The organism is Burkholderia sp. YIM B11467 (genome assembly GCF_052952715.1).
The window spans coordinates 535,033-556,943 of sequence record NZ_JBQVSQ010000001.1; the positions used below are offsets into that span (position 1 = coordinate 535,033).

Here is a 21,911-nt window from a genome sequence, read left to right on the forward strand (position 1 = left end):
AACTTCTGAAGTTGCATGAATGATACCATCGTCCTATCATGCAACTTCACGTGTTTCATGAGTTGGCCGCCAGCGGGACACGTCGTCATCCACGCACATTCAGGAAAGGAGTTGGTGCATGCATACCCATCATGAAGTGATCGTGATCGGCGGCAGCTTTGCGGGGCTGTCGGCCGCGATGCAGCTTGCGCGGGCGCGACGCCGCGTGCTCGTGATCGACGCCGGCCGGCCGCGCAATCGCTTTGCCGAACACGCGCACGGTTTTTTCGGGCAGGACGGCAAGCCGCCCGCGCAGATCGTTGCCGAAGCCGCCGCGCAGCTTGCCGCGTATCCGACCGTGCAGCGGATCGAAGGCGAGGCGCGCACGGCCGAGCGCGATGCGGACGGCCGTTTCCACGTGACGCTGTCGGACGGCAGCCGCGCGAGCGCCGACCGGCTGATACTCGCGACCGGCATCCGCGACGAACTGCCCGCGCTGCCGGGGCTCGCGGAACGCTGGGGCATCAGCGTGCTGCACTGTCCGTATTGCCATGGCTTCGAGGTGAGCGGCCGGCAGCTCGGCGTGCTGGCCACGCATCCGTTATCGGTGCATCAGGCGATCCTGATTCCGGACTGGGGCCCGACGACGTGGTTCACGCAGGGCGTGGTCGACGCGAATGAAGAAGAAGCCGCGTTGCTCGACGCGCGCGGCGTGCGCATCGAGCGCTCGCCGGTCGTCGAGATCCTCGGCGATGCGCCGCGGATCAACGCGTTGCGGCTCGCCGACGGGCAGATCGTGCCGATCGATGCGCTGTTCGTCGGCGCGCGCACGGTGATGGCCAGCGATCTCGCGCAACAACTCGGCTGTGCGTTCGACGAAGGGCCGCTCGGCCCGGTCGTCCGGGTCGACGCGATGAAGCAGACGAGTGTCACGGGCGTATTTGTGGCCGGCGACGCGTCGAGCCTGATGACCAACGCGACGTTCGCGTCGGCGTCGGGGGTCGCGGCGGGGGTGGGGGTGCACCGGTCGCTGATTTTCGGGCCGCACGCGTAAGCGCAAGGAGGCGTGCAGCCGCGGCGATGGATTCATCGCGTGATGTGCGGTTTAATGCCCGGCAACGCCAGCATTAAGGAACATGAAATGCTCGACCTCGATGACCTGCGCCTCGTTCGCGCGATCGGCACGTCGCGCTCGTTGGCTTCCGCTGCCCGGTTGCTCGATCTCACACCGCCCGCGGTCACGATTCGCCTGCAGCGGATGGAAGCGCGCTTGAACGCGCGGCTCGCCGTGCGGCAACCGAAAGGCATTGCGCTGACCGACGAAGGGCAACGGCTGTACCAGGAAGCCGTCGACATTCTCGAGCGCGTGGAAGCGCTGCCGGTCAACATCGCGGGCGACCACGGCGACGTGCAAGGCACGCTGCGCGTCGTCGCTCCGCTCGGCTTCGGGCGCAAGTACGTCGCCCGGATCGTGCGCGACGTGCAGCGCGCGCATCCGAAGCTGGAAATCTCGCTCCACCTGTCGGAGAGCCCGTTAACCAGCGCGCCGGGGGCCGACGTGGTCGTCCACGTCGGCAGCCTCAAGTCGTCGTCGTGGATCGGGTATCCGCTCGCGCCCAACGAGCGCTTCCTGTGCGCGAGCCCCGCTTACGCACGTCGCATCACGGCGCTGAATCATCCGTCCGACCTGGCCCGATACGACTGCCTGTGCCTGCGCGAGAACGACGAGGACATCCCGCGCTGGCGCTTCTCGCCAAGCGGCGACGCGAAAGGCGAGCCGCGACGCGCCACGGTGATCCGCGTCACCGGCGCGCTGTCCTCCAACGACGGCACCGTCATCACGGATTGGGCGCTGGCCGGGCTCGGGATCGTCGAGCGCTCCGAGTGGGACGTCGCCCCGCTGCTGGCGAACGGCAAGCTCGTGCGGTTGCTGCCCGGCTGGAACCTGCCGCCCGCGCCGGTGACGGCGCTGCTGCCGTCGCGCACCGGCCGCTCCGCGCGACAACGCGTTTTTCTCGAAGCCGCAACGCGGTTTCTCAGCCCGCCGCCGTGGCGCGGCAAGCCATGAGCGCCGCGCCACGGCCCGTGCGATTCGACCGATTAAACGGCATTTAATGACGGATTAGGTGTGCGTTAAACACGGCGCGCGGCGACGGCCCTACAGTGTTCGCATCGGCAACCCTCCGAGGCAACGCAGCGTGAACATTCAAACCCTCAACACCCCGGCCGCATTGATCGATGCCGGCCGCATGCGCCGCAACATCGACCGCATGCAGGCGCACCTGGACGCACTCGGCGTCCGGTTCCGGCCGCACGTCAAGACCACCAAATGCCGGCACGTGGTCGACGCGCAGATCGCGGCGGGCGCGCAGGGCATCACGGTGTCGACGCTCAAGGAAGCCGAACAGTTCTTCGCGGGCGGCATCCGCGACATCGTCTACGCGGTCGGCATCGTGCCCGCCAAGCTGGGCCAGGCGCTGGCGCTGCGCCGGCAGGGCTGCGACCTGAAGATCGTCGCCGACAGCCTGCCCGCCGCGCACGCCATCGCGGCATTCGGGCGCGAGCACGGCGAGCGCTTCGAGGTGTGGATCGAGGTCGACGTCGACGGCCATCGCTCGGGCGTCCCGCCCGAGGCCGACCTGCTGATCGACGTGGGCCGCGCGCTGGTCGACGGCGGGATGACGCTCGGCGGGTTGCTGGCCCACGCGGGCTCCAGCTACGACTACGACACGCGCGAAGCGCTGGCGGCGATCGCCGAACAGGAGCGCAGCCGCACCGTGCGCGCCGCCGAGCGCCTGCGGGCCGCCGGATTGCCCTGCCCGGTCGTCAGTATCGGTTCGACGCCCACCGCCCTCGCGGCGGAACGCCTCGACGGCGTCACCGAGGTTCGCGCCGGCGTGTACGTGATGTTCGACCTCGTGATGCACAACATCGGCGTGTGCGAACTGTCCGATATCGCACTGTCAGTGCTGACCACCGTGATCGGACACCAGGAAGAGAAAGGCTGGGCGATCGTCGACGCGGGCTGGATGGCCATGAGCCGCGACCGCGGCACGCAGCGCCTGGGCCACGATTTCGGCTACGGGCAGGTCTGCACCGAAGACGGCGATGTGCTCGGTGATTACGTCGTGAGCGCGGCCAACCAGGAACACGGCATCGTGTCGCGCGCGGGCTCGCCCGACTCGGGCATCGCGCAGCGGTTTCCGATCGGCACCCGCCTGCGCATCCTGCCGAATCACGCGTGCGCGACCGGCGCGCAACACCCTGAATACCAGGCGATCGACGAAGACGGCGTCGTCCACGCGTGGCCGCGCTTCTACGGGTGGTGAACAGCACCGCGTATTCGCGCCGTCCCGCCCAGACATTGACTATTTGTCTAAATCTGGACACACTTTAAACCTTCCCGAATCGCCCCGCTCCGGAAAACTCACCCGACATGCCGACAGACGCCCGACTCCTTCTTCTCGACCGCGATGCCGTCGGGCCCGCCCTTCAAGCCGAGCAAGTGCTGGCAGCGGTTCGCGAAGCCTTTGTGCTGCACAGCCAGAGGGCCGGACGAGTGTTCCCGGTGGTCCGCGAGAAGCTGCATACGGGCGGCGTGTTCGGCATCAAGTCGGGCGACGTCGCGAGCCAGGATCTCCTCGGTTTCAAGGCGGCCGGATTCTGGCCCGGCAACCGGGGCCTCGGCGGCGAGCCGCATCAGGCAACCGTCGCGCTGTTCGATCCGGCCACGGGCCGCCCGCTGTGCATCATGGACGGCAACGCGATCACCACCGCGCGAACCGGCGCCGCCGGCGGCCTCGGGCTGCAGCTGCTCGCCCGGCGCGACAGCACGCGGATCTGCGTGTTCGGCACCGGCGTGCAGGCGCGCGTCCAGCTCGACTACGCGCTCCGGCTGCTGCCGCAACGTTGCACGGTGCAGTACGTGAACGTCGGCGGCGAGCCGGATCCGCTGTTCGAATCCGCTTTCCGGGAACGATGTACGATCCGCGTGGCGCGCGACCGGAACGACGCGGTGGCCGATAGCGATGTCGTCATCACGGCAACGCCCGGCGGCGGCGCGTTGTTCGATGCGGACGCGGTTCAGCCGGGCACCCATCTGACCTGCGTCGGCGCCGACACGGCCGGCAAGCGCGAGCTTCCGGCCTGCGTGCTGGAACGTGCGCGCATTTTCGTCGACGATCACGAGCAGGCGCGCAGCATCGGCGAATGCCAGTGGGCGCCGGACCTGCCGCGCACGGAAATCGGCGACCTGCTCGCCGGAACGATGTCGATCAGCCGCGCGCCGAACGAGATCACCGTATTCGACATGACCGGGCTCGCGCTGCAGGACCTGACCGTCGCGCGCTTCCTGTACGCGCAGGCTCTCGAAAACGGCACCGGAATCTCCATTCCGTGGCCCTGGTAAACGACCTCCCTCACTTCAACCGCATGCGTCTCGCCAAAGTATCCGCCCTCTCGTTCGACCTGGACGACACCCTGTGGCCGTTCGGTCCGTCCGTCGCACGCGCCGAAGCGACGCTTCGCGCGTGGCTGATCGAGCATGCGCCCGATACCGCGAGCATCCTGCCCACGCAGCAGACGATGAGCGAGTTACGTGAGGAATACGAACGTTCTCGCCCGGACCTCGCCAACGACTTTCGCGCGCTGAGACTCGGATCGATCCGGCTTGCGCTGGCGCGCGCGAACGCGGATATCGCGCTGGCCGACCCTGCGTACGAAGTCTTCTATGCCGCGCGCAACCGGGTCGAGTTCTACGACGACGCGTTGCCGGCACTGGCGTGGTTGAGCGCCCGGTTTCCGTTGATTGCGGTGACCAATGGCAACGCGGATCTCCGGCTGACCGGCGGCGGCGAATTCTTTCGGGAAACGCTCAGCGCGCGTGTGTTCGGGATCGCGAAGCCGGAACCCGAAATCTTCCATGCGGCGGCGAAGGCGCTCGGTGTGAGTCCAGCAGAACTGCTGCACGTCGGGGACGACTACCACCTCGATATCGTCGGTGCTTTGAACGCGGGGCTTCAGGCGGCCTGGGTGGTGCGCGACCCTCAACCGGAAGTGGCACGCGAGACGCAGCATCCCGCGTCGGCGCACCTCACCCTGAGCGACCTGTCGATGCTGTGTCGCGCGCTCGGCGGGCCCGACAAGCTGCCGTGACCGCAGGCGAGCGGAATGGCGCGGCCGATCATGCCGTCCAGCGCGATCGACCGCCCTTCGTCACGCCGCCTTGCGCGCCTCCGCGATTCGCTGCGGTGCCTTGGGCCGCGCATACAGCCGTTCGAGATACGCACGCAGTTGCGGGAACGGTTCGATCAGGTGGCATTCGCTGGCCCAGTCGATCAGGTAGGCCGTCACGCAATCGGCCACCGTCAGCGTGTCGCCGACGATGAATTCGCGCCCTTCGAGATGCTTGTCGAGGATCACGGCCATCGTCGCGAAATCCTCGCGCGCCAGCTCGATGTCGGCCGGCGAGCGCTTCTCCGGCGGATAGAGGAACGTGTGCCGCGTGATCCGCCACAGCGGCTGCTCGAGCTCCGTCACCGCGAACATGACCCACCGATACACCTGCGCACGCACCGCCGGATCGACCGGCAGCAACGCCTTCTCCGGGTACTTGTCCGCGAGATACAGCACGATCGCGGCCGACTCGGGAATCACGCGGTCGCCGTCCACCAGCACCGGCACCTTGCCGGCCGGATTGATGCGCAGGAATTCCGGCCGCTTGTGCTCGCCCGCGAGCAGGTTGACCGACACGAACTCGAAATCCGCATCCAGTTCCTTCAGCCCCCACAGCGCGCGTTGCGAGCGGGTGCCGGCGAATCCGTAAAGCTTCATCGCAAATCTCCATCCAGAAATGTCGGGAAAATGTCCGCAAGCCGGCCACGGCGCGTCGACCCATCAACGCATCAACGCGAAGCGGCGGCCGCGATCGTTCACGCGCCGGGAATCGCCAGCACCGGCATCACGTCGATCGACTCGCCCGGGAAAATCGTGAAATGCGGATGGCCTTCGAACAGCGCGGCCGCCGCCTCGTGTGACGCCGCCCGCACGACGGTGAAGCCGCTCAACGCGTTGGACGTGTCCCGGATGCCGCCGGCATCGATGGTCTTGGTCTTGCCGAGCGGCCCGCCCATCTCGACGATCGCATCCTGATGACGGTCGACCCACGCGTGCCACGCGGCCATACCGTCCCGCTCGCGCGCGTGCCGCTCCTGCTCCGGAAGCGCGACCCACGCCCGCATCGCCGGGCTGTCCTTGCTGCCGAGGAATACGGCGAGATACAACTGCTGTTGAGCACTCATGCTTTCTCCTCCGGTGACGGGCGCGACGGGCTGCCGCGCCTCGACCTTGACAAGATAGGTTGATATCAACACAATTGCAACATGGCACGAAAAGAAAAGCTCCCTTTCGAAACGACGCTGATGGTGCGCGATTGCTGCCTGTGCCTGCACATGCAGCGCGCGGCGCGCAACCTTGCGCGCATCTTCGACGATGTGCTGCGTCCGCTGGATCTCACCAACGGGCAGTTTTCGTTGCTGATGTCGTTGAACCGGCCGCAACCGGCTCCGATGAAATCGGTCGCGTCGCTGCTCGCGATGGACCGCACCACGCTGACGGCCGCGCTCAAGCCGCTCGAGCGGCGCGGGCTCGTGACGATCATGCAGGACCCGGACGACGGGCGCAGCCGCCTGCTCGAACTGACGCCGGCTGGCCACGACCTGCTGGCCGACGCGTTTCCGCTGTGGCAGCAGACCCATGCCGAGATCGAACGGCAATTCGCGCCGGGAGAAGTCGATCTGTTGCGTGGCCAGTTGCGCGCGCTGTCGGTGGAGCCGGCGGCGCGCGACTGAACCGGCGCGCGGATCGCGGCCCTATGCCGCCCTACTTCCTGCCCTTCTTCGGCAGCAGCAGTTGCGCGAATTCCTGCAGGAAGTGCACGGGCCCGTGCGCATGCAGCGCCTGCCCGCTGCTCAGCGCGCCGTCGATGACCGTCGCGAGCCGCAGCGCGAAGGTTTCCGGTTCGTCGATCCGCATCGCGCTCGCCAGTTCGGTCAGCCGGCGCCGTAGCTCCTGCTTGTGCGCGACGGCGACCTTGCGGGCCGGATGGTTGCCGTCCGCATATTCGGCGGCGATGTTGATCTGCGGGCAGCCGCGATAACCGGGCCGCGCAATGCGCTCGCCGATCCATTGCAGCTGCGCGTCCAGTTCCTCGCGCGGCGTGCGCCGGTATTGCCCGGCCACCGCGTCCCAGTGCGCCCAGAAATCCGCGTCCTCGCGCAGCAGGAATGCCTCGATCAGGTCGTCCTTCGTCGTGAAGTGACGATAGAGGCTCGTCTTCGCGACGCCCGCCTGCGCGACGATCAGGTCCACGCCAACCGCGCGCGTGCCTTCCCGATAGAACAGCTCGCTGGCCGTTTGCAGAATGCGCTCGCGCGTATCGAGCGCGCCCCCTTGTGTATCCGTTCCCTTTTTCATCCAAGCTCGGCCGCCAACGGCCGCCCGTACCGCAACAATGGACCCGATCATAGCACCGCGAGCTTGACGACGCTACAGGTCTGTACTATAAAACAGACCGTTCTGTAGCGGAGATGATCATGGAAGATCGGATGACGGTTGCAGTCTATGGCGCCACGGGTCACACCGGGCGGTTTGTCGTCGCTGAACTGGCCCGGCGCGGCCTCGGCGCGATCCGCATCGGCCGCGATGCCGCGCGGCTCGCGGAAGGCGGCACAAGCGACGCCGCGCCTGCGCGCGTCGCCGCAATCGACGATCCGGCCGCGCTCGACGCCGCGTTGCGCGGCGCGGCTGCGGTGATCAACTGCGCGGGCCCGTACCTCGATACCGCACTGCCGCTGGCCGAAGCCGCACTGCGGGCCGGCATCCCCTATCTCGACCTGACGGCCGAACAGCCGTCGGTGCTGGCGCTGGCCGAACGGGTCGATGCCCGTGCGCGCGCCGCGGGCGTCACCATCGTGCCCGCCGCGGCGTTCTACGGCGGCCTGGCCGACCTGCTCGTGACGGCCGTCGTCAACCAGAATGAGCCGATCGACCGCGTCGATATCGCGACCGGGCTCGACCGCTGGCACCCGACGCGCGGCACGCGCGTGACGGGCGAACGCAATCGCGCGGTGCGGCTCGTCCAGCGGGACGGCAAGCCGACGCCGGTGCCGTCGACGCCACGCGAACGCGTTTGGCCGTTCCCGTCGCCGATCGGCAGCGTCGACGTGACGCTGGTGCCGTTTTCGGAAGTGATGACACTGTCGCGTCATCTGCGCATCGATACGATCGAATCGTGGCTCGCAACGCTGGCGCTGCGCGACGTGCGCGATGCGGCCACGCCGCCGCCCGAGCCGACCGATGCGCTGGGCCGGTCGGCGCAGCAGTTCGCGATGGACGCCATCGTCGTACAGCGCGGCACGACGCACCGCGCGACGGCATCGGGACGCGACATCTACGCGGTCAGCGCGCCGATCATCGTCGAGGCGGCCGTGCGCCTGGTGACCGGCAACACCATGACGTCGGGCGGCGTGCGCAGCCTCGGCGAATTGTTCAACGCACGCGACTTCCTCGCGGCGCTCGATACGGTGGCAGTCTCGTTCGGCACCACCACCGATCCGGTTTTTACAAGGAGCAGTGAACATGAGCAGCAATGAGAAAGGCGCGGTTTTCCGGTCGCTTCACCGCGCGGGCCAGCCGCTGACGCTGTTCAACGTGTGGGACGCCGGCAGCGCACGCGCGGTGGCCGACGCGGGTGCGGTCGCGCTGGCCACCGGAAGCTGGTCGGTCGCCGTGGCCAATGGCTTCGTCGATGGCGAGCAGATGCCGCGCGCGTTGATGATGGAAGTGCTTGCGCGAATCGCACGCGCGACGGACCTGCCGGTCACCGTCGACCTCGAAAGCGGCTACGGCGAGCGGCCCAAGGATGTCGCCGAAACGATCGCGCTCAGCATCGAGGCCGGCGCGATCGGCTGCAACCTCGAGGACAGTTTTCCGGCGACGGGCGAATTGCGCGACGTCGAAGCAGCGGCGGCGCGTCTCGCGGCGGCACGGCAGGAGGCCGATCGCGCGGGCGCCGACTACTTCATCAACGCGCGGACCGACGTGTTCTTCAAGGCGCCGGCCGATACGCACGACGAACGGTTGCTCGACGAAACGCTGAAACGCGCACGCGCTTATGCGGCAGCCGGCGCCGACGGCCTGTTCGTGCCGGGCCTGCGCTCGCCGGCGCTCATTCGCCAGTTGACGGCCGCGTCTCCGCTGCCGGTGAACGTGATGCGCGTGTCGGACACGCCGACGCTCGCCGAACTCGCGGACTACGGCGTGGCCCGCATCAGCCACGGGCCGTATCCGTATCTGCAGGCAATGAAGACGCTGGCGGGGTTGGTCAAGCAAGGCGGTTAACGGATTCGCGGGACGGCCGACACGCCGCGTGCACGACAAACGATTACATCCCATGTAATTGGCGCGCGGCACGCCCGTCCCTACGCTTCGGGTGTCGCGCCGCCATTCCGGCGGCGCTCCTCGCCCGGGAGACATCATGTCCGCCTATCCGCTTCATACCATCGACTCGGCGCCGGCCGAATCGCAGCCGGTGCTCCGGCAGCTCCAGCAAACCTTCGGCCTGATCCCGAACATCGCGGCGGCCATGGCCGCATCGCCGGTGCTGATCAACGGGTTCATCGGCCTGTTCGAGCGCGTGCACGCCAGCAGCCTCACCGAACCGCAGATCCAGACGCTCCTGCTCACCAACGCGGTCACGAACGCGAGCGAGTGGCCGGTCGCGTTCCATTCCGCGCTCGCGCTGAAACAGGGTGTGCCCGCCGCCGACGTCGACGCGATCCGGCGCGGCGGCCTGCCCGGCGACGCGAAACTGGCCGCGCTGTCGGCCACGGCGCGCGCGCTGATCGAAACCCGCGGCCGTCTCGCCGACGCGGACCGGCAGTCGTTCGCCGCAGCCGGATTCAGCGCCGAACAGTTGCTCGAAGTGATCGCGGTGGTCGCCGCGTCGACGATCACGAACTACGTCGGCAGCGTGGCGCGGCCAACGCTCGAAGCGCCGTTCGACGCGTTCGCGTGGCAGGCGGGCGCCGCGTGAGTCCGATATAGTCGTTCGCGTCGATCACGTCACGATCAGGGAAATCCGATGAACGCCAGCCGTCGCGATCCGAACGCGCCGCCACGCGAACTGGGGCAGCTGTTGCGCTACTGGCGCGACGTGCGCGGCGTGAGCCAACTCGACCTGTCGCTCGACGCGGGCATCTCGCAGCGCCAGATCAGCTTCATCGAAAGCGGGCGCAGCGTGCCGGGCCGCGACACGCTGCTGACGCTCGCGCAGACGCTGGACGTGCCGCTGCGCGAACGCAACGCGCTGCTGCTCGCGGCCGGGTATGCGCCCGTGTATTCGGAAGCGCCGTGGGACGCGCAGGAAATGCACGGCGTGATCCGCGCGCTCGAACGGGTCGTCCGCCAGCACGATCCGTTTCCGGCAATCGTGATGGACCGCCACTGGAACGTGCTGATGACCAACGACGCGGCGCCGCGCTTTTTCAACTGCTTCATCGACATGGCTGCGCGCGACGGCCCGCGCAACCTGCTGCGCCTGATGTTCGATCCGCTCGGCATGCGGCCGTTCGTGGCCGACTGGGACAGCGTGTCGCGCAGCCTGCTGCAGCGCGTGTATCGCGAATCGGTCGGCCGCGTGATCGACGACGACACGCGGCAACTGCTCGACGACCTGCTCGCGTGCCCCGATGCGCCGCGCGACTGGAAAACGCCGCCGGCACCGGCCGCCGCGCCCGCGCTGCCGGTCATTCCGATCGGCTTCGTCCACGAAGGTGTCGTGCTGCGTTACTTCTCGCTGGTCACGACGGTCGGCACGCCGCAAAGCGCCGCTGCGCAGGAGCTGCGCATGGAGTGCATGTTTCCCGCCGACGATGCGACCGAAGCGCGTCACCGGCAGTTGCTCGACGCGCACGCGCCGGTGCGCTGAGCGGCGGGCCGGTGCGGCGCCCGCCCGCTCGTTCGGTTGCAACGCTCAGGATGCCTTGATGAAATCGATGAATGCGCGCAGTGCCGGTGGCACGAGACGGCGCCCGGGGTAATAGAGGAACGGCCCCGAAAACGGCCGCCACCATGGTTTGGTCCGCTTGGGATTTCCGGACCAGACCTAGAGCGAGTGTTCCGGCGCCCCCTCGGCGATCTGCTTTCTAGCGACTTTCATGAGGGTTGGTTAATTCTTGCGCCTCAAACGCTGCTGAATTCGTGCCCCGCAAGAAGACAATCCATTTCACGGATTAACTCACCAACGAGACTCGGATCAGGCATTCGAAGATGAGCAATCTCATCTCTAACACTCTTCGCCAACCGACAGACGCGTTCCGCTCCAAGCTCATCTGCAGTCACCGCAACAAGCTTCCCTACCCTACACAGACCTACGATATTGTTGTACTCGAGCTCGTCTGGGTCTCTCTTGATCGAGCGGTTCTCGTCAATTTGACGGACAATCTTTCCGTTGCTCTGTGCCGCCTCCCGTTCCAGCTGCGCAGCAAATTTTCGAATGACCAGCAGCCGACGCTCCTCCAGCCATGGAGTTAGCGTTTTTACGCATGCACGCCAGTAACGTTGCTTGATTCGATTGTCCGCATCGGCACGTTCGTTAGCCTTACCATGCTCAGCAAGGTGGGCATCGAAGAGAACGTGATTTGTAGCTTTTGCAGCATTCGACGTCGTTCGCATCAACCACGACCGATTACGCCACCGAGAGGATGTCTCATTAGACAACATTGGCAGATTGTTGATGACGTTAGCAATTTGCGACTCGCTCAACTCCATAATCCTCTCGGCGAACTCCACATCAAAGCCGGCGAACTCTGCGACGATCGCTCGGGATAGTCGAGTAGTCCCAGGTCCAGGCCGAGAGAGCATACGAATGGCTACGTACGCGTGCATTTCGTCGGGGGATAAGCCACCGTCAAAGGTAATGACCTGCACGCCCCCCTCTCGTTCGTCCTGCTTAAGCACCTCCTCGTGAACACCGAGCACAAGATGTACGTTCCCCGCTCCGGTACCGATGGCCCGAAGAAACTCATGTCCGTATCGCTCGATATTCTCCGTGCCGAGCGCTCCGTCCGGCAGAAGAATGACGCCGGTTCGAGCATCCGCCTCAACCGCCATCAGCTCTGCGGCCGTGAGATGTTTTCGTCCGAAATGGGCGCCAACTTCAGCGGATATATCGGTACCTCCTCCGATCTTTAGCGTAACGATGCGCTCGATATGTCCGTGGCAAAGCCCTCGTCGGACGCCCTCCCACGTACCCGGGAGTGTAGCGATGGGCAGGTTGATCCACATTAGGCGCGCCGCGACCGCTGACTCCTCAATTCGTGTGACGAAGTGTCGTGGACCGGGGAGACTCCAGTAGAGCTCTGGTACAAAAATCGAGTTTTCCATCTTATTTGGCAACGAGGAGATTAAAGTAGATGTCGGGGACGGTCCACGTCCCGCCCTCGCCTTCTTGAAGAATCCCCATCCAGTGCAGGAAATCCATCTCAGCACGACTGACGCCAAGCATCTCACGCACGTCGTCGACTTCTGCCGACAACCGCAGCGCACCCCGAATTGTCTCGAGGAACTCGTTCATAACGTCAAGTCGATTCGGCGCGAAAGTTGCGGGCAGATTAATGCGACGGTAGAACTCCTCAATCTTCCCGCCTAGACTGCGCCTCACTTGTGCGGGCAGTTGCAAGGCATCGTCGGCACTCATCGTCGAGTTGCAAAGCCGGTAAACCTCTCGATCAAAGCCGCAAGTTGCCTTGATGATCGCTTCCAGTGCGTTCGAATTCTCGGAAACCTCGGAGTTCTCCTGGAGACGGAAATAGACCGCATCCTGAGTCCACTGTGGCAGAGGAACCACCCGCCAGCCAGCACGATCCACTTTATTCGCTTCGACCGCTTGCGCTAGCTCGAGTGCTCGTTCCGGAGGCGCCAGCAAGACAAAACGCACATCCAGATTCTGTTTGGCCGCCTTCTGGGCGGACTGGACGAATGAAGCGATATGGTTGATATTCCACGCCGCCGGGCGCACCGCAACAATGCGACGGACTGCTTGCGCCCCCCTCGTTCGCCTAATCGCGGCCAGATAGTCGTTGGCAGAGATCGGCCCTTGACCGGGCATCATGGTATACACCCCGTCTTGCCCAATTTTCCACTCTTCGCGACCAGCGGGCTTGCTAAGTTCGACTATCCCACTCAATTCGTTCCCAGTAAGAATAAGCAATTCCCCGTCGGACGAATCCATGTAACGACGCACCCATGCGACCGGCAGCGGGAATGGGATCGTGCTTGTTCCGTGGTCCATCGTGACTCGTCTTTCGCCACGATTGCGCGTTTCCTCGGGCGGCTCCTTCGCCAACTCGTCCAGCTTGTGACTGACCCGATCCGCGTCGCCCATCATCATCGCGATGTTCGGATTTCGGAGGACATAGCGCGTGTTGACACGCTCAAGCACGTTGAGCTTGATCATCTCTTCGAGAAGAGCCTCATAGACGCCGGGCCCAGCGTTGGCGAAATGCTTAGGCACGAGCGTCTCACATAGCTCGCTGATGTCTGAGATTGTCAGCCCAACGTACTGGCCCGATGCACTTTGGGAGTAGTACGCATCGGCAAGCAACAGCGCAATCGCTTTGTATCGCTTGTCCAGATTCAAGTTGAGCTCGAACTTGTGTCGTAGTTCGCTAAGTAGCGAACTATTATTCTCGACCGCATCGAGATCATCCGCAGTAATGTGCAAAGGCGGCTTGCCGTCTTGACGCCGATTCATCAACCGGTCCACGAGACTTCTGCAATAGAGCTGTATGAATGCAGGATAAAAGTTACATACGGACAGAATACGCAGCGGTAGATCGGCCTCGCTCTTTGCGAAGAGGAACCCCATCGCAGCCAACGGCTTCGTAATCAGCCGGATACCACGCTGGATGTCCGACGCCGAACTAAAAGGCTCCAGGGCGATTGTTTCCGCCTTGCCCAGCACGGAATTCTCTTCCGATGTCATCCGCGTCATGTTATGAAGCCCTGCGATCACATAGCGGATGTGACATACATGGTGCAGGTTTTCCACCATCTGCTGGAGGCTGCGCACGAAGCCAATCTCCCCCTTCGCAAGCCTCAGTTCTCGCCCCATCAACGAATCAGCTTCGTCGATCAGGAGGTAGATGGACTTCAAGTCCGAGCGTGCCTGCACCTCTTTCTCGATCCAGTCCCGGAATTGTTGCCACTGCGTAGGTTGACCCGACATCGGCCCGACGACTTTCCGCGAAAGCAGATTTCGGTATACAAAACCCCAAGCTGCGTGCACGTGGTTCGTCGACGAGTCAATCGTATCCATCGAGATGTACGCTGCCGCCATCCCTGGCGTGTTCTGCGTCTCAAGTTCAACCTGCGCAAGCAGAGACGATTTACCAAGCCGGCGCCCACCGTAGAGAACACCAAGGCTCTTCACATCCCGGAGCTTCGCGAGCTCAACCTGACGACCGAAGAACATCTCGGTGGGCACAGGGCGACCACCGTAGTCATCGTACGGATTCGTGTTAAAGCTCAACATCGCCACACGCATGAGCGCCTGCAGGCGCTCATTGGGATGGAGCGCTACGTAGGCCACCAGTTCATCGTCGATCAGGAGGACAGGCGCCGCTCCGCAAACGCGTGCGCGACGTGTCATATTCAGTCGGGCGCGGGCGAGAACGACCGTGGGCGAGCCACTTAGCTCACTCATCAACTGACGCAGATCGTTATCACTCGTTTGGCCAAACATCATGAAGCCCTGGATGTGTACAGCCCTCGACCCTAAGACTGGTGGGATGAACATCTCATCAGCAGCAGCAGTCGGGAATGTGAACGCCCTTTCCGGCAACATAAACTTCAGCCGACTGCCCCGACCGTGCTCCGGAATAGTGGCTGGGGTGTGATTGATACCCAGCAGATGGAAGACATTCTCCAATTGCTTGTTATCGGACGACAGCTTCTGACGAGGAGATGTGAAAAGCTCGATCCACTCTCGAATCAGACTCACCGCGTCAGCCCTTTCCTCCGCCGAAAGTGTGATCATCCAATCAGGATCGGACTCAGAAACAGGCTGCTCCAATGCCAGGCACAACGCCTCAAGTGGCGTCTTATTGCTATGAACGGACTGGTGCACACGCACCATGAACGCATCATAGTCTTCCGCTACGTTTGACCCTCCGGTCAAATGGCTAGGCAGCCGATGCGTGGCTTTCAGGAGCGCAAGTGCGTCGTATGCTGTTCGTAGATTTGCCGCGTTATCCGACTTCAGCATGATGCGGATACGCTGAATATCCTGCGAGGACGCAACGCCTCGGTTCGCCTCAGCGTACGCGTTCAGATCGCTTTCGAGCTTGCTTGCGACCTCATCAAGCCGAGCCTCCAGCGGCATAAGTACACGATGTCGCAGAACTGCCGCTGCCTGCGGGAAGTCAGCATAGGCAACACCTTCTGCTGCAGGATGTCCAATCCCCTTCTCTGGACGCAACGAGTCCTGCATCGCTTCAATGACGCGCTGCATGCTGTTGGCTTCATTCTGCGTTAGCGCTGACAGCGTCATCGCGTGCGTGACCCGCTGACGCGCCCTCTGCAGCTCGGCCCCAAAAGAGGCCTTACGCTGGTTGTAGAGCTGCGAGACTGATGCGTCTCCCGTGGAGAGCATCGAGCGGGGCAAGCATGCGTCAATGTGGAAAGCAGGAATGAAGCGCTGCCCAGTCAAGTGCTGTCTCAGAGCCTCCTTCAGCGCCTCGTCAATACTCTCGCCGGCTCCTGAAATTGAGAGCCCTTCGTCGGTCCACCGCCCGGTCTCCTCAAGAACCGCCGAAGGTGCACACAGCGCAGGTGTGAACTCATCGACACCCGCCAAGACCGGCATCAAATCACGATTCAGTGGAGCTTGAACGAGGAGCTTCTGCTTGTCCTGAGGAATGCATGCAGGAGCTTGATTATTGTCGTACAGCCGCAAGGCACATCTAATTGCATGGATAGATGCCTCGCGATATAAATTCTCCAAGCTGTTTCGAGACTGGATCGCGCTAATCTCCTCCAAGGAGTCTTCGAGATGCGCGTGTAACGTTGTCAAAAATGCAAGTGTACTCTTGACGAGTTCAACATTCGGATTCTTCTGCCGCCGCGAATGCTCGAGATAGCTCTCAATAAATCGCTTGGTAACCTCGACATTCTCGATCGCACGCACCCTGAACAGGCCATCGGGTCGAGTTCGCTCCCCGATCTTGCGGAAAATCTCGTCCACGACTGTCGCTGGTTTGTCCAGTTTTCTACGAATATCCTCATAGCTCGTGGCAACTTTGTCGAAGGCACCTTTTGCGATGCCATCGAGGCAAGCCCCAATAGGACTCTTAGGGCTGAACATCTCCTCGTGCATCGCCTTGAAGCCACGATGATTCCAGCTCGAATAAATCTCAGGCGCGAGCTTCCAAGCATCAGCACGCAGACGGAATCGCTCAAGCTCATGCTTCAGTGCTTCCTGGTCGCCGATCTGGGACACGAGAAACATGTCGCGTGTGAGCTGCAATCCGCGCTGACGAATCGTATCAATGTGCTCGATTAAGCTTCTCAGTTTGGTGTGACCTGTGAGCGGCGCGCTGATAGCGTTACCGATGTTCCATTGAATATCGGAACTATCAAATAGCATGCTAGAGAGGCCTGCCGCCAAGACACCAAGGGCCACCGAGGCCGAATCTGTGAGTCCACAACCACTCAGCGATTGCGTGGCCAACATCTCCTTGAGCGCCGGGTCGAGGCGTGCTTCGAACTCAAACTGGCAATCCATGCGATATAGCGAATCGACGAGCGCATGCAGTACCACATAGTGAACGTTTGTCTCTGACGGCGCCAAGTCTGCGAGAGATTGCTCAAGTGCTGCGACATGAACACCTGCCAGCCCGTACAGTCTTTTATTCACCAGTTGATGCAACTTACCTGCATGACGGTTCACAGCCTGACTCGCAGACTCGAATTCCTCTTCAGAGGAATCCAGAGGCAATTCAACATCCGTCTCACTGAGATTTTCCGGCGTGTCGTCACACCCCAAGCCACCCCGTTCTGCCTCGCCCTCAATCACCTTGCTAGCCGATTCCAGCGTAGCCGGTTCCATCGCAGTTTCGAACTCATCCGAACGCAACGACGGCGCGGCGACCTCCGCTTGCGAAGCCTCTACCTCTCCCGCCTGCTCGGTCTCAACCCGAGCTTCATCCTTAGGCACTGCGGCCACATCGTCAGCCGGTTCCGCGTCCGGCGGTTCACTCGAACGCACTATCGCGTCCAACACAGCGGTAGTTTGCGGAGGTGGCGCTGCTTCCAGCGAAACAGCAGCACCGTCCGAAGGACGCGCCATGATTTGCTCAATTACCGCTGCAGCTTCGGTTACAGCTTCATCTACGACTCCATCGTCGCTCACAAGAGCCGATTCGGCCATCGTAAAGCAAGGACTGCGCTGGACGAGATTCCTGAGATCAGCTGCACTGCTCAACATCGAATCGGTGGTTTCCGAAAGAATGCGATTGCGCTTGTGACGCTCGGCTAGTACTGGTGACTGCGGCATGCTCTCAATTTTTTTCATCTGGGAATCGAGGGCAACAATATCGCCGACAAGTACATCGATACGCGCGATGCTTTCCTCTGCAGCGTCCAAATCGCTATAGTCCTCCGCCAGGCCGATTTCCCCGAGTTCGAGCTCTACTTCAAATGGCTTGATCCTCGCGACCAGCAGCTTGCAGCGCTCCAAGATTGCGATGCGACGCTCGCGAACTTGATGGGCTGCTGCGTGTCGCTCCAGCGCCTTTTGATGCAGTGTCCGCAGCGTAGCAATATGCCCATTCATCTCCGACACGAACTTGTCAAACTCGTGGACACCCAACTCGAGTTTGTCAAGCTCGCTGGCCATTTGTGCCTTCAGCGCCCGGAAACTAGTTTCATCTGCCTGGATATCTTCACTTACCCCCAGCGTCATCTTTTCCATGTCCATTTTGTCAACTATCCGGAGGTCGATCGGCATCGAATCCGCTTCCTTCGGCGAAGCGAACTGGTTTTCGGACTCAATCTCCCCTACTCCCGACGATGCATTCCGAGATATGTCAGTGTCAGGAACAACCGCTTGGGACTCGGCGGGAGTTGAGCTCTGTTCGCTCGTCGCGCAGGCCTCAACTTCCGCCATGACTGGAATGGGCCGGCGTCTTAAAATGGTTTGGAACTTATTCAGGTGGTCACGCTGCGCGATGGCATCACTAACAGCCGAAGCGACGTCGATGTAGTATCGGAGTGCCTCTTCGGTGAGCGGCCCAAGTATCTCCTGGGTATTCTCGACCACCGCTTCCGGCCAACCACTTATCGGATACTGAGCGACCTGAAATATCAGCCAGCCTAGCAACTCGTCGTGACGATTTTCCTGTGCCCACTGAGTCAGCTTCTTCAATCGGTCCACGCCGAGTGAATGACCGAGTACCTGGTCCTCAGTGGCACACGTGGAGTTGTAGTTTTCTTCAATAATCTCGTGCAGGCGCTTGAAAGAAAGACCACCAATCAAATCCGAGGCAGGTGCGAGCGCCATTGCTGACTGTGGAACCTGGAGCAACGCGGCCATCCAGTCGAGCAATTCGCTCTCGCGCGGCATAGGCGCCTGCTCTCTAACCACGCCCATGTCTCGTAGAGCCTTCCAATATGAAGACGCCTTTCTCCGGATGGTCGTGTTGAATTCGCCGAAGATTCCTTTCGTCTTGATCCAATACGGCAAGTCAACCCTGACTCTGACACCTGAGTCCTGATACATCATCCGCTGGCCGAGACGACGGATCTTCAAATCCTTCGCCCCATGCAACGTCGGCATAGGCGTCCGCTTCACTTGAGCGAGCAAGTCTCCTTCATCACTGCTCAAACAAGGCGGCTTGTTGACCTCCGGAAGCTCTTCATCGGCAACGGCGAGGCTATTGGAGCCAGTTGCACTTTCGATCAGCCGCGAGACAAACGTCTTCGCTCCCGATAACGCGCTCCTGTCCTCAGGTGAGTCGCCAGACTCAGGTGGTGAAGCCTCATTTGACGGCGGCGGATCCTCATCGTCGTCTTCAGGAAAGCGGATTACATAGTCCTCTATCTTGCGGCGGAAGAACAGCGGCGCTGGCAACGCTGTCCAATCGTCGTAATGCGCGTAGCCGATTCTTAGCCCCATCACAAGCATCGCAATGTTGCGCGCGAGTACACCACCTGGCGCATGAAGTACAGTTATCTCCATACTGGCGGGTAGCGCCGCATCCCAGGATGCGGGCTCCATCATCTTTAGCGTGTACTCTCTCGCTCCCTTCCCAATCTGCTGCATGCGGGGTGTAGAGCGGAAACACGAAAGTCCTCGCTTGACCTGAACTGTCTTGGCGTACCCCATCGTGGCGACGAAGTGACCATAGCTGCGCTCGCTTACGTCGCTATCGTCGGACAACTCCACCAACGACTTTCCCGTGCTGTAGTACGCGTCGATGAAAGTCTCGCCCGAGTGCGTACGCTCAGCCCCGCTCAGCCAGCCCGCATACGTGACTTTCACTTCCGATCGCAAAGAAAGCGTATCCGAACCACGACGCAACCTCACGAAGCTGAGACTCTTCAGATTTGACAGGTCGATGTTGCCCAACTTGACTGACTTTCCGTCTGCGAGATCAACGTCGCGAATACCTCGCCACAAGCCAGCCACGCTCTGCCAGTCAATCATCACCACAGCACGCGGGTCGGTCTCATGAATTGCAAGCAGCGTCGCCTTCGTTTCATCTTCGAAGATGCTCTTCAACCACCGATCATCCCCCGCGTGCATCTGGCGTTGGCTACCTAACCATTGAAGACCTTTTGAGAGCGGCTTCCATTCAGAGCGTTGGGTTTCTTTACTGCCCTTGTAGACGAACTGGACCTCGGTGACACCTGTCTCAATGACAAGGCGCGTATTCAACAAGAACGTGAATCCCGTTTGCCCACTGCCTATCCGAGCTCGCGATCTCACGGCCTGCAGCCCGTAGATGCACGTAGGGGTGTCCTCCCCTGGTAGCAACTGGGCCGCAAACTCCTTCGTGCCAAAGATGATCCCCGAATGCGCAAGGAATACGTCAAGGAGCGCGCTTTGGGTTCTGTGAAGAAACGCCTGCTCAGCAGACGTGTCATCGGCCGTCTCTATTGGCAAGAGGTGGTGGACATTTGCACCTATCGCCGACATGGCGTGGATGCCAGCATAGTAGTTGACCGGGTCCTCGCTGCGCTGGTTGAACTTGTCGGGCGCACAAATCAGAGCGATAACGGGGCGGTCGCCACTGACCTTCCGTATAGTCGCCGAAGCCGCCTCCCAACGCTTAACTCGCTCTTCGAAGCGAGCCCGCGCGGGTAGATTCGCGCCATCAAGGTCACTCCGCAGGCCGTGAGTTCCCACTGGCAGAGCCTCAGTATTTATCTCGACGGCGTCTCCGAAGAGAGTCTGCACCGAGGTTCTGATGATCTCCTGCTCTCGCGGCAAATCACACAGCACCCACAGTATCGGCTTGTTTTCCCCATGCGATAACCGCAGGGCGCGTACGTTCTGCTCCCTATAATGTGCGATTGATGCAGTTCGGCCGGCGTCACCTTCGTCTCCAGAATCATCGTCGCCAACGTCCGCCTCTTCGGCATCCGAACCGGAAACAAGCGAATCGCCAGCTGCACCGAACTCGAGGTCCGTCAAACGCAACATCTCTTGCAGGGGCTTCTTCTTGCGATTGATTGCTATCTCGCTGAGAGAGATCGCGCGCGTTACAAGAGCGTTACCCAGAATTGTGCTGATGGTGTCAAGTAGCGTAGCCTCGTCGCCTTCAAATACCGTGCGCGGCGAGACAAACTTGAAGAGCGTGGGGAGTTCAGGCAGTCCGGCCCACCAGCCAACCGATTCATCAAATTGACGATTGCGCACCGCGTCTTCGAGCGCATTTGGCAAAAGTGCGCCCGACTCGACCTGTACAGCTGCGTAGCCATCGCCAAACTCCCAACCAGCTTTCGATCGCTCAACAGGAACCATGACAGCCGGCCTTCCGGACGCCATGACATAGCCCATGACCCGTCGCGGCATCTTGCTATTTGCAAAGGGCACCCTCTTTGCCCACACCCTTTTGGCAGCCGAAACGCCGAGGTACAGGTCTCGGCTGTACGGCATCGTGCTAACGGTCAGCCGAGCCACCATCGAAAATACATCGTCACCACGATGGGCGCGATGCGGCATAGACATCAGCTCGGCAGAATTGGACCTATATTCTGGGCTCGCCACGAGTTCACAAGGACCGAGCCCATCGAAGAGCTCTTCCCCCATGAGACTTCCGCCGATAATGCGCGCAATCAGGGAGAAGTCCGGTTGACCGTCCCGAATGAGTGGCGCGTTCACTTCGGTCGGTACGATCAACTCAGGCCGTACTGCTGCCTTTAGGGCGGCTACGAGCTCACCCAATTTGTGTCGCTCAGCCCACGGCTCAACTTCGTTCATCAACCAACGACTGACATAACGAGCGATGCGCTGACGCGTAGTGCCATAGTTATTGTCGTCAGTGAGATCCGAGAGCATTGTGATCGCGCTGCCCCGCCTGCCGAAGTTGTCGGGCGCGAGACCTAGATCCCGGTCGAGACGTACAATTTTGTCAATCCCCGCCGTGAGTGCTAGGCGTAGAGACGTGATTGGCAGATTCTTCTTTTCTTGCTTGGCAGCCGCAAAAACCGAGGAAAAGCTCGCCAACAGCTCACCTGAAAAGGAGAACTCAATGAGCGGAATCTCTTGAGTCAGCCATTCAGGGGAAATTTTTCGACCGACGAGCATCGGTACACGCACGGTACGGCCGCCAACGCGGGTCCATGTAAACGTTTTCTCTTCAAACATG

At 62.0% G+C, this 21,911-nt stretch carries 15 protein-coding genes and 1 pseudogene; 10 read left to right on the forward strand and 6 right to left on the reverse strand.

Annotation, left to right across the window (positions count from 1 at the left end; translation table 11 throughout):
- Positions 1 to 118: 118 nt before the first annotated feature.
- The 5 genes from ACTRWB_RS02405 (at position 119) to ACTRWB_RS02425 (ending at position 5,133) form a co-directional block, all read left to right on the forward strand.
- Positions 119 to 1,033, forward strand: coding sequence for an NAD(P)/FAD-dependent oxidoreductase (locus ACTRWB_RS02405; RefSeq protein ID WP_446900800.1), 915 nt, complete (start codon positions 119 to 121; stop codon positions 1,031 to 1,033).
- A gap of 87 nt (positions 1,034 to 1,120) precedes the next feature.
- Positions 1,121 to 2,047, forward strand: coding sequence for a LysR family transcriptional regulator (locus ACTRWB_RS02410; RefSeq protein ID WP_446900801.1), 927 nt, complete (start codon positions 1,121 to 1,123; stop codon positions 2,045 to 2,047).
- A gap of 130 nt (positions 2,048 to 2,177) precedes the next feature.
- Positions 2,178 to 3,308: a DSD1 family PLP-dependent enzyme gene (locus ACTRWB_RS02415; protein WP_446900802.1), complete on the forward strand. Its 1,131-nt coding sequence runs from the start codon at positions 2,178 to 2,180 to the stop codon at positions 3,306 to 3,308.
- Positions 3,309 to 3,415: 107 nt separating this feature from the next.
- Positions 3,416 to 4,387, forward strand: coding sequence for an ornithine cyclodeaminase family protein (locus ACTRWB_RS02420; protein WP_446900803.1), 972 nt, complete (start codon positions 3,416 to 3,418; stop codon positions 4,385 to 4,387).
- A gap of 23 nt (positions 4,388 to 4,410) precedes the next feature.
- Positions 4,411 to 5,133, forward strand: a complete 723-nt coding sequence (locus ACTRWB_RS02425; protein ID WP_446901402.1) for an HAD family hydrolase — start codon at positions 4,411 to 4,413, stop codon at positions 5,131 to 5,133.
- Between the two features lie 60 nt (positions 5,134 to 5,193).
- On the opposite strand, the gene ACTRWB_RS02430 is transcribed toward ACTRWB_RS02425, so the two are convergent.
- Together ACTRWB_RS02430 and ACTRWB_RS02435 are read right to left on the reverse strand one after the other, a co-directional pair.
- Positions 5,194 to 5,811 carry a glutathione S-transferase family protein gene (locus tag ACTRWB_RS02430; RefSeq protein WP_193101273.1) on the reverse strand — a complete coding sequence of 206 codons (618 nt, stop codon included), beginning with the start codon at positions 5,809 to 5,811 and terminating at the stop codon, positions 5,194 to 5,196.
- A 98-nt stretch (positions 5,812 to 5,909) separates the two neighbouring features.
- Positions 5,910 to 6,278 carry a hypothetical protein gene (locus ACTRWB_RS02435; protein WP_446900804.1) on the reverse strand — a complete coding sequence of 123 codons (369 nt, stop codon included), beginning with the start codon at positions 6,276 to 6,278 and terminating at the stop codon, positions 5,910 to 5,912.
- Positions 6,279 to 6,359: 81 nt separating this feature from the next.
- Here ACTRWB_RS02435 and ACTRWB_RS02440 point away from each other — a divergent pair, with 81 nt between their 5' ends.
- Positions 6,360 to 6,827: a MarR family winged helix-turn-helix transcriptional regulator gene (locus ACTRWB_RS02440; RefSeq protein WP_343490707.1), complete on the forward strand. Its 468-nt coding sequence runs from the start codon at positions 6,360 to 6,362 to the stop codon at positions 6,825 to 6,827.
- A gap of 31 nt (positions 6,828 to 6,858) precedes the next feature.
- On the opposite strand, the gene ACTRWB_RS02445 is transcribed toward ACTRWB_RS02440, so the two are convergent.
- Entirely contained in the window at positions 6,859 to 7,452 is a 594-nt protein-coding gene (locus tag ACTRWB_RS02445) for a TetR/AcrR family transcriptional regulator (protein ID WP_048248227.1), read from the reverse strand.
- 119 nt (positions 7,453 to 7,571) lie between these two features.
- Between ACTRWB_RS02445 and ACTRWB_RS02450 the strand changes: the two genes are divergently transcribed.
- The 4 genes from ACTRWB_RS02450 to ACTRWB_RS02465 all read left to right on the forward strand — a co-directional run bounded on the left by ACTRWB_RS02450 (position 7,572) and on the right by ACTRWB_RS02465 (position 10,966).
- Positions 7,572 to 8,630, forward strand: coding sequence for a saccharopine dehydrogenase family protein (locus ACTRWB_RS02450; RefSeq protein ID WP_446900805.1), 1,059 nt, complete (start codon positions 7,572 to 7,574; stop codon positions 8,628 to 8,630).
- Positions 8,617 to 9,378: an isocitrate lyase/PEP mutase family protein gene (locus ACTRWB_RS02455; protein WP_446900806.1), complete on the forward strand. Its 762-nt coding sequence runs from the start codon at positions 8,617 to 8,619 to the stop codon at positions 9,376 to 9,378. The genes ACTRWB_RS02450 and ACTRWB_RS02455 overlap by 14 nt, the downstream gene beginning before the upstream one ends.
- A 136-nt stretch (positions 9,379 to 9,514) precedes the next feature.
- A complete protein-coding gene (locus ACTRWB_RS02460) occupies positions 9,515 to 10,072 on the forward strand; it encodes a carboxymuconolactone decarboxylase family protein (protein WP_193101279.1) in 558 nt (185 codons plus the stop codon).
- Positions 10,073 to 10,120: 48 nt separating this feature from the next.
- Positions 10,121 to 10,966, forward strand: coding sequence for a helix-turn-helix domain-containing protein (locus ACTRWB_RS02465; protein WP_446900807.1), 846 nt, complete (start codon positions 10,121 to 10,123; stop codon positions 10,964 to 10,966).
- Between the two features lie 45 nt (positions 10,967 to 11,011).
- Here ACTRWB_RS02465 and ACTRWB_RS02470 read toward each other — a convergent pair.
- The 3 genes and pseudogenes from ACTRWB_RS02470 to ACTRWB_RS02480 form a co-directional block, all read right to left on the reverse strand.
- Positions 11,012 to 11,110, reverse strand: a pseudogene (locus tag ACTRWB_RS02470) (LysR family transcriptional regulator); the annotation flags it as partial.
- Positions 11,111 to 11,220: 110 nt separating this feature from the next.
- A complete protein-coding gene (locus tag ACTRWB_RS02475) occupies positions 11,221 to 12,324 on the reverse strand; it encodes a hypothetical protein (protein WP_446900808.1) in 1,104 nt (367 codons plus the stop codon).
- A gap of 100 nt (positions 12,325 to 12,424) precedes the next feature.
- Complete coding sequence (locus ACTRWB_RS02480) at positions 12,425 to 21,910, reverse strand: RNaseH domain-containing protein (protein ID WP_446900809.1); 9,486 nt, start codon at positions 21,908 to 21,910, stop codon at positions 12,425 to 12,427.
- Between the last annotated feature and the right edge of the window lies 1 nt (position 21,911).

What these genes read in the sequence shown, in the direction of transcription:
- ACTRWB_RS02405 (WP_446900800.1), top strand. Translation starts at nt 119, where the DNA reads ATGCATACCCATCATGAAGTGATCGTGATCGGCGGCAGCTTTGCGGGG.
- ACTRWB_RS02410 (WP_446900801.1), top strand. Translation starts at nt 1,121, where the DNA reads ATGCTCGACCTCGATGACCTGCGCCTCGTTCGCGCGATCGGCACGTCG.
- ACTRWB_RS02420 (WP_446900803.1), top strand. Translation starts at nt 3,416, where the DNA reads ATGCCGACAGACGCCCGACTCCTTCTTCTCGACCGCGATGCCGTCGGG.
- ACTRWB_RS02425 (WP_446901402.1), top strand. Translation starts at nt 4,411, where the DNA reads ATGCGTCTCGCCAAAGTATCCGCCCTCTCGTTCGACCTGGACGACACC.
- ACTRWB_RS02430 (WP_193101273.1), bottom strand. Translation starts at nt 5,811, where the DNA reads ATGAAGCTTTACGGATTCGCCGGCACCCGCTCGCAACGCGCGCTGTGG.
- ACTRWB_RS02435 (WP_446900804.1), bottom strand. Translation starts at nt 6,278, where the DNA reads ATGAGTGCTCAACAGCAGTTGTATCTCGCCGTATTCCTCGGCAGCAAG.
- ACTRWB_RS02440 (WP_343490707.1), top strand. Translation starts at nt 6,360, where the DNA reads ATGGCACGAAAAGAAAAGCTCCCTTTCGAAACGACGCTGATGGTGCGC.
- ACTRWB_RS02445 (WP_048248227.1), bottom strand. Translation starts at nt 7,452, where the DNA reads ATGAAAAAGGGAACGGATACACAAGGGGGCGCGCTCGATACGCGCGAG.
- ACTRWB_RS02450 (WP_446900805.1), top strand. Translation starts at nt 7,572, where the DNA reads ATGGAAGATCGGATGACGGTTGCAGTCTATGGCGCCACGGGTCACACC.
- ACTRWB_RS02455 (WP_446900806.1), top strand. Translation starts at nt 8,617, where the DNA reads ATGAGCAGCAATGAGAAAGGCGCGGTTTTCCGGTCGCTTCACCGCGCG.
- ACTRWB_RS02460 (WP_193101279.1), top strand. Translation starts at nt 9,515, where the DNA reads ATGTCCGCCTATCCGCTTCATACCATCGACTCGGCGCCGGCCGAATCG.
- ACTRWB_RS02465 (WP_446900807.1), top strand. Translation starts at nt 10,121, where the DNA reads ATGAACGCCAGCCGTCGCGATCCGAACGCGCCGCCACGCGAACTGGGG.
- ACTRWB_RS02475 (WP_446900808.1), bottom strand. Translation starts at nt 12,324, where the DNA reads ATGTGGATCAACCTGCCCATCGCTACACTCCCGGGTACGTGGGAGGGC.
- ACTRWB_RS02480 (WP_446900809.1), bottom strand. Translation starts at nt 21,910, where the DNA reads ATGTTTGAAGAGAAAACGTTTACATGGACCCGCGTTGGCGGCCGTACC.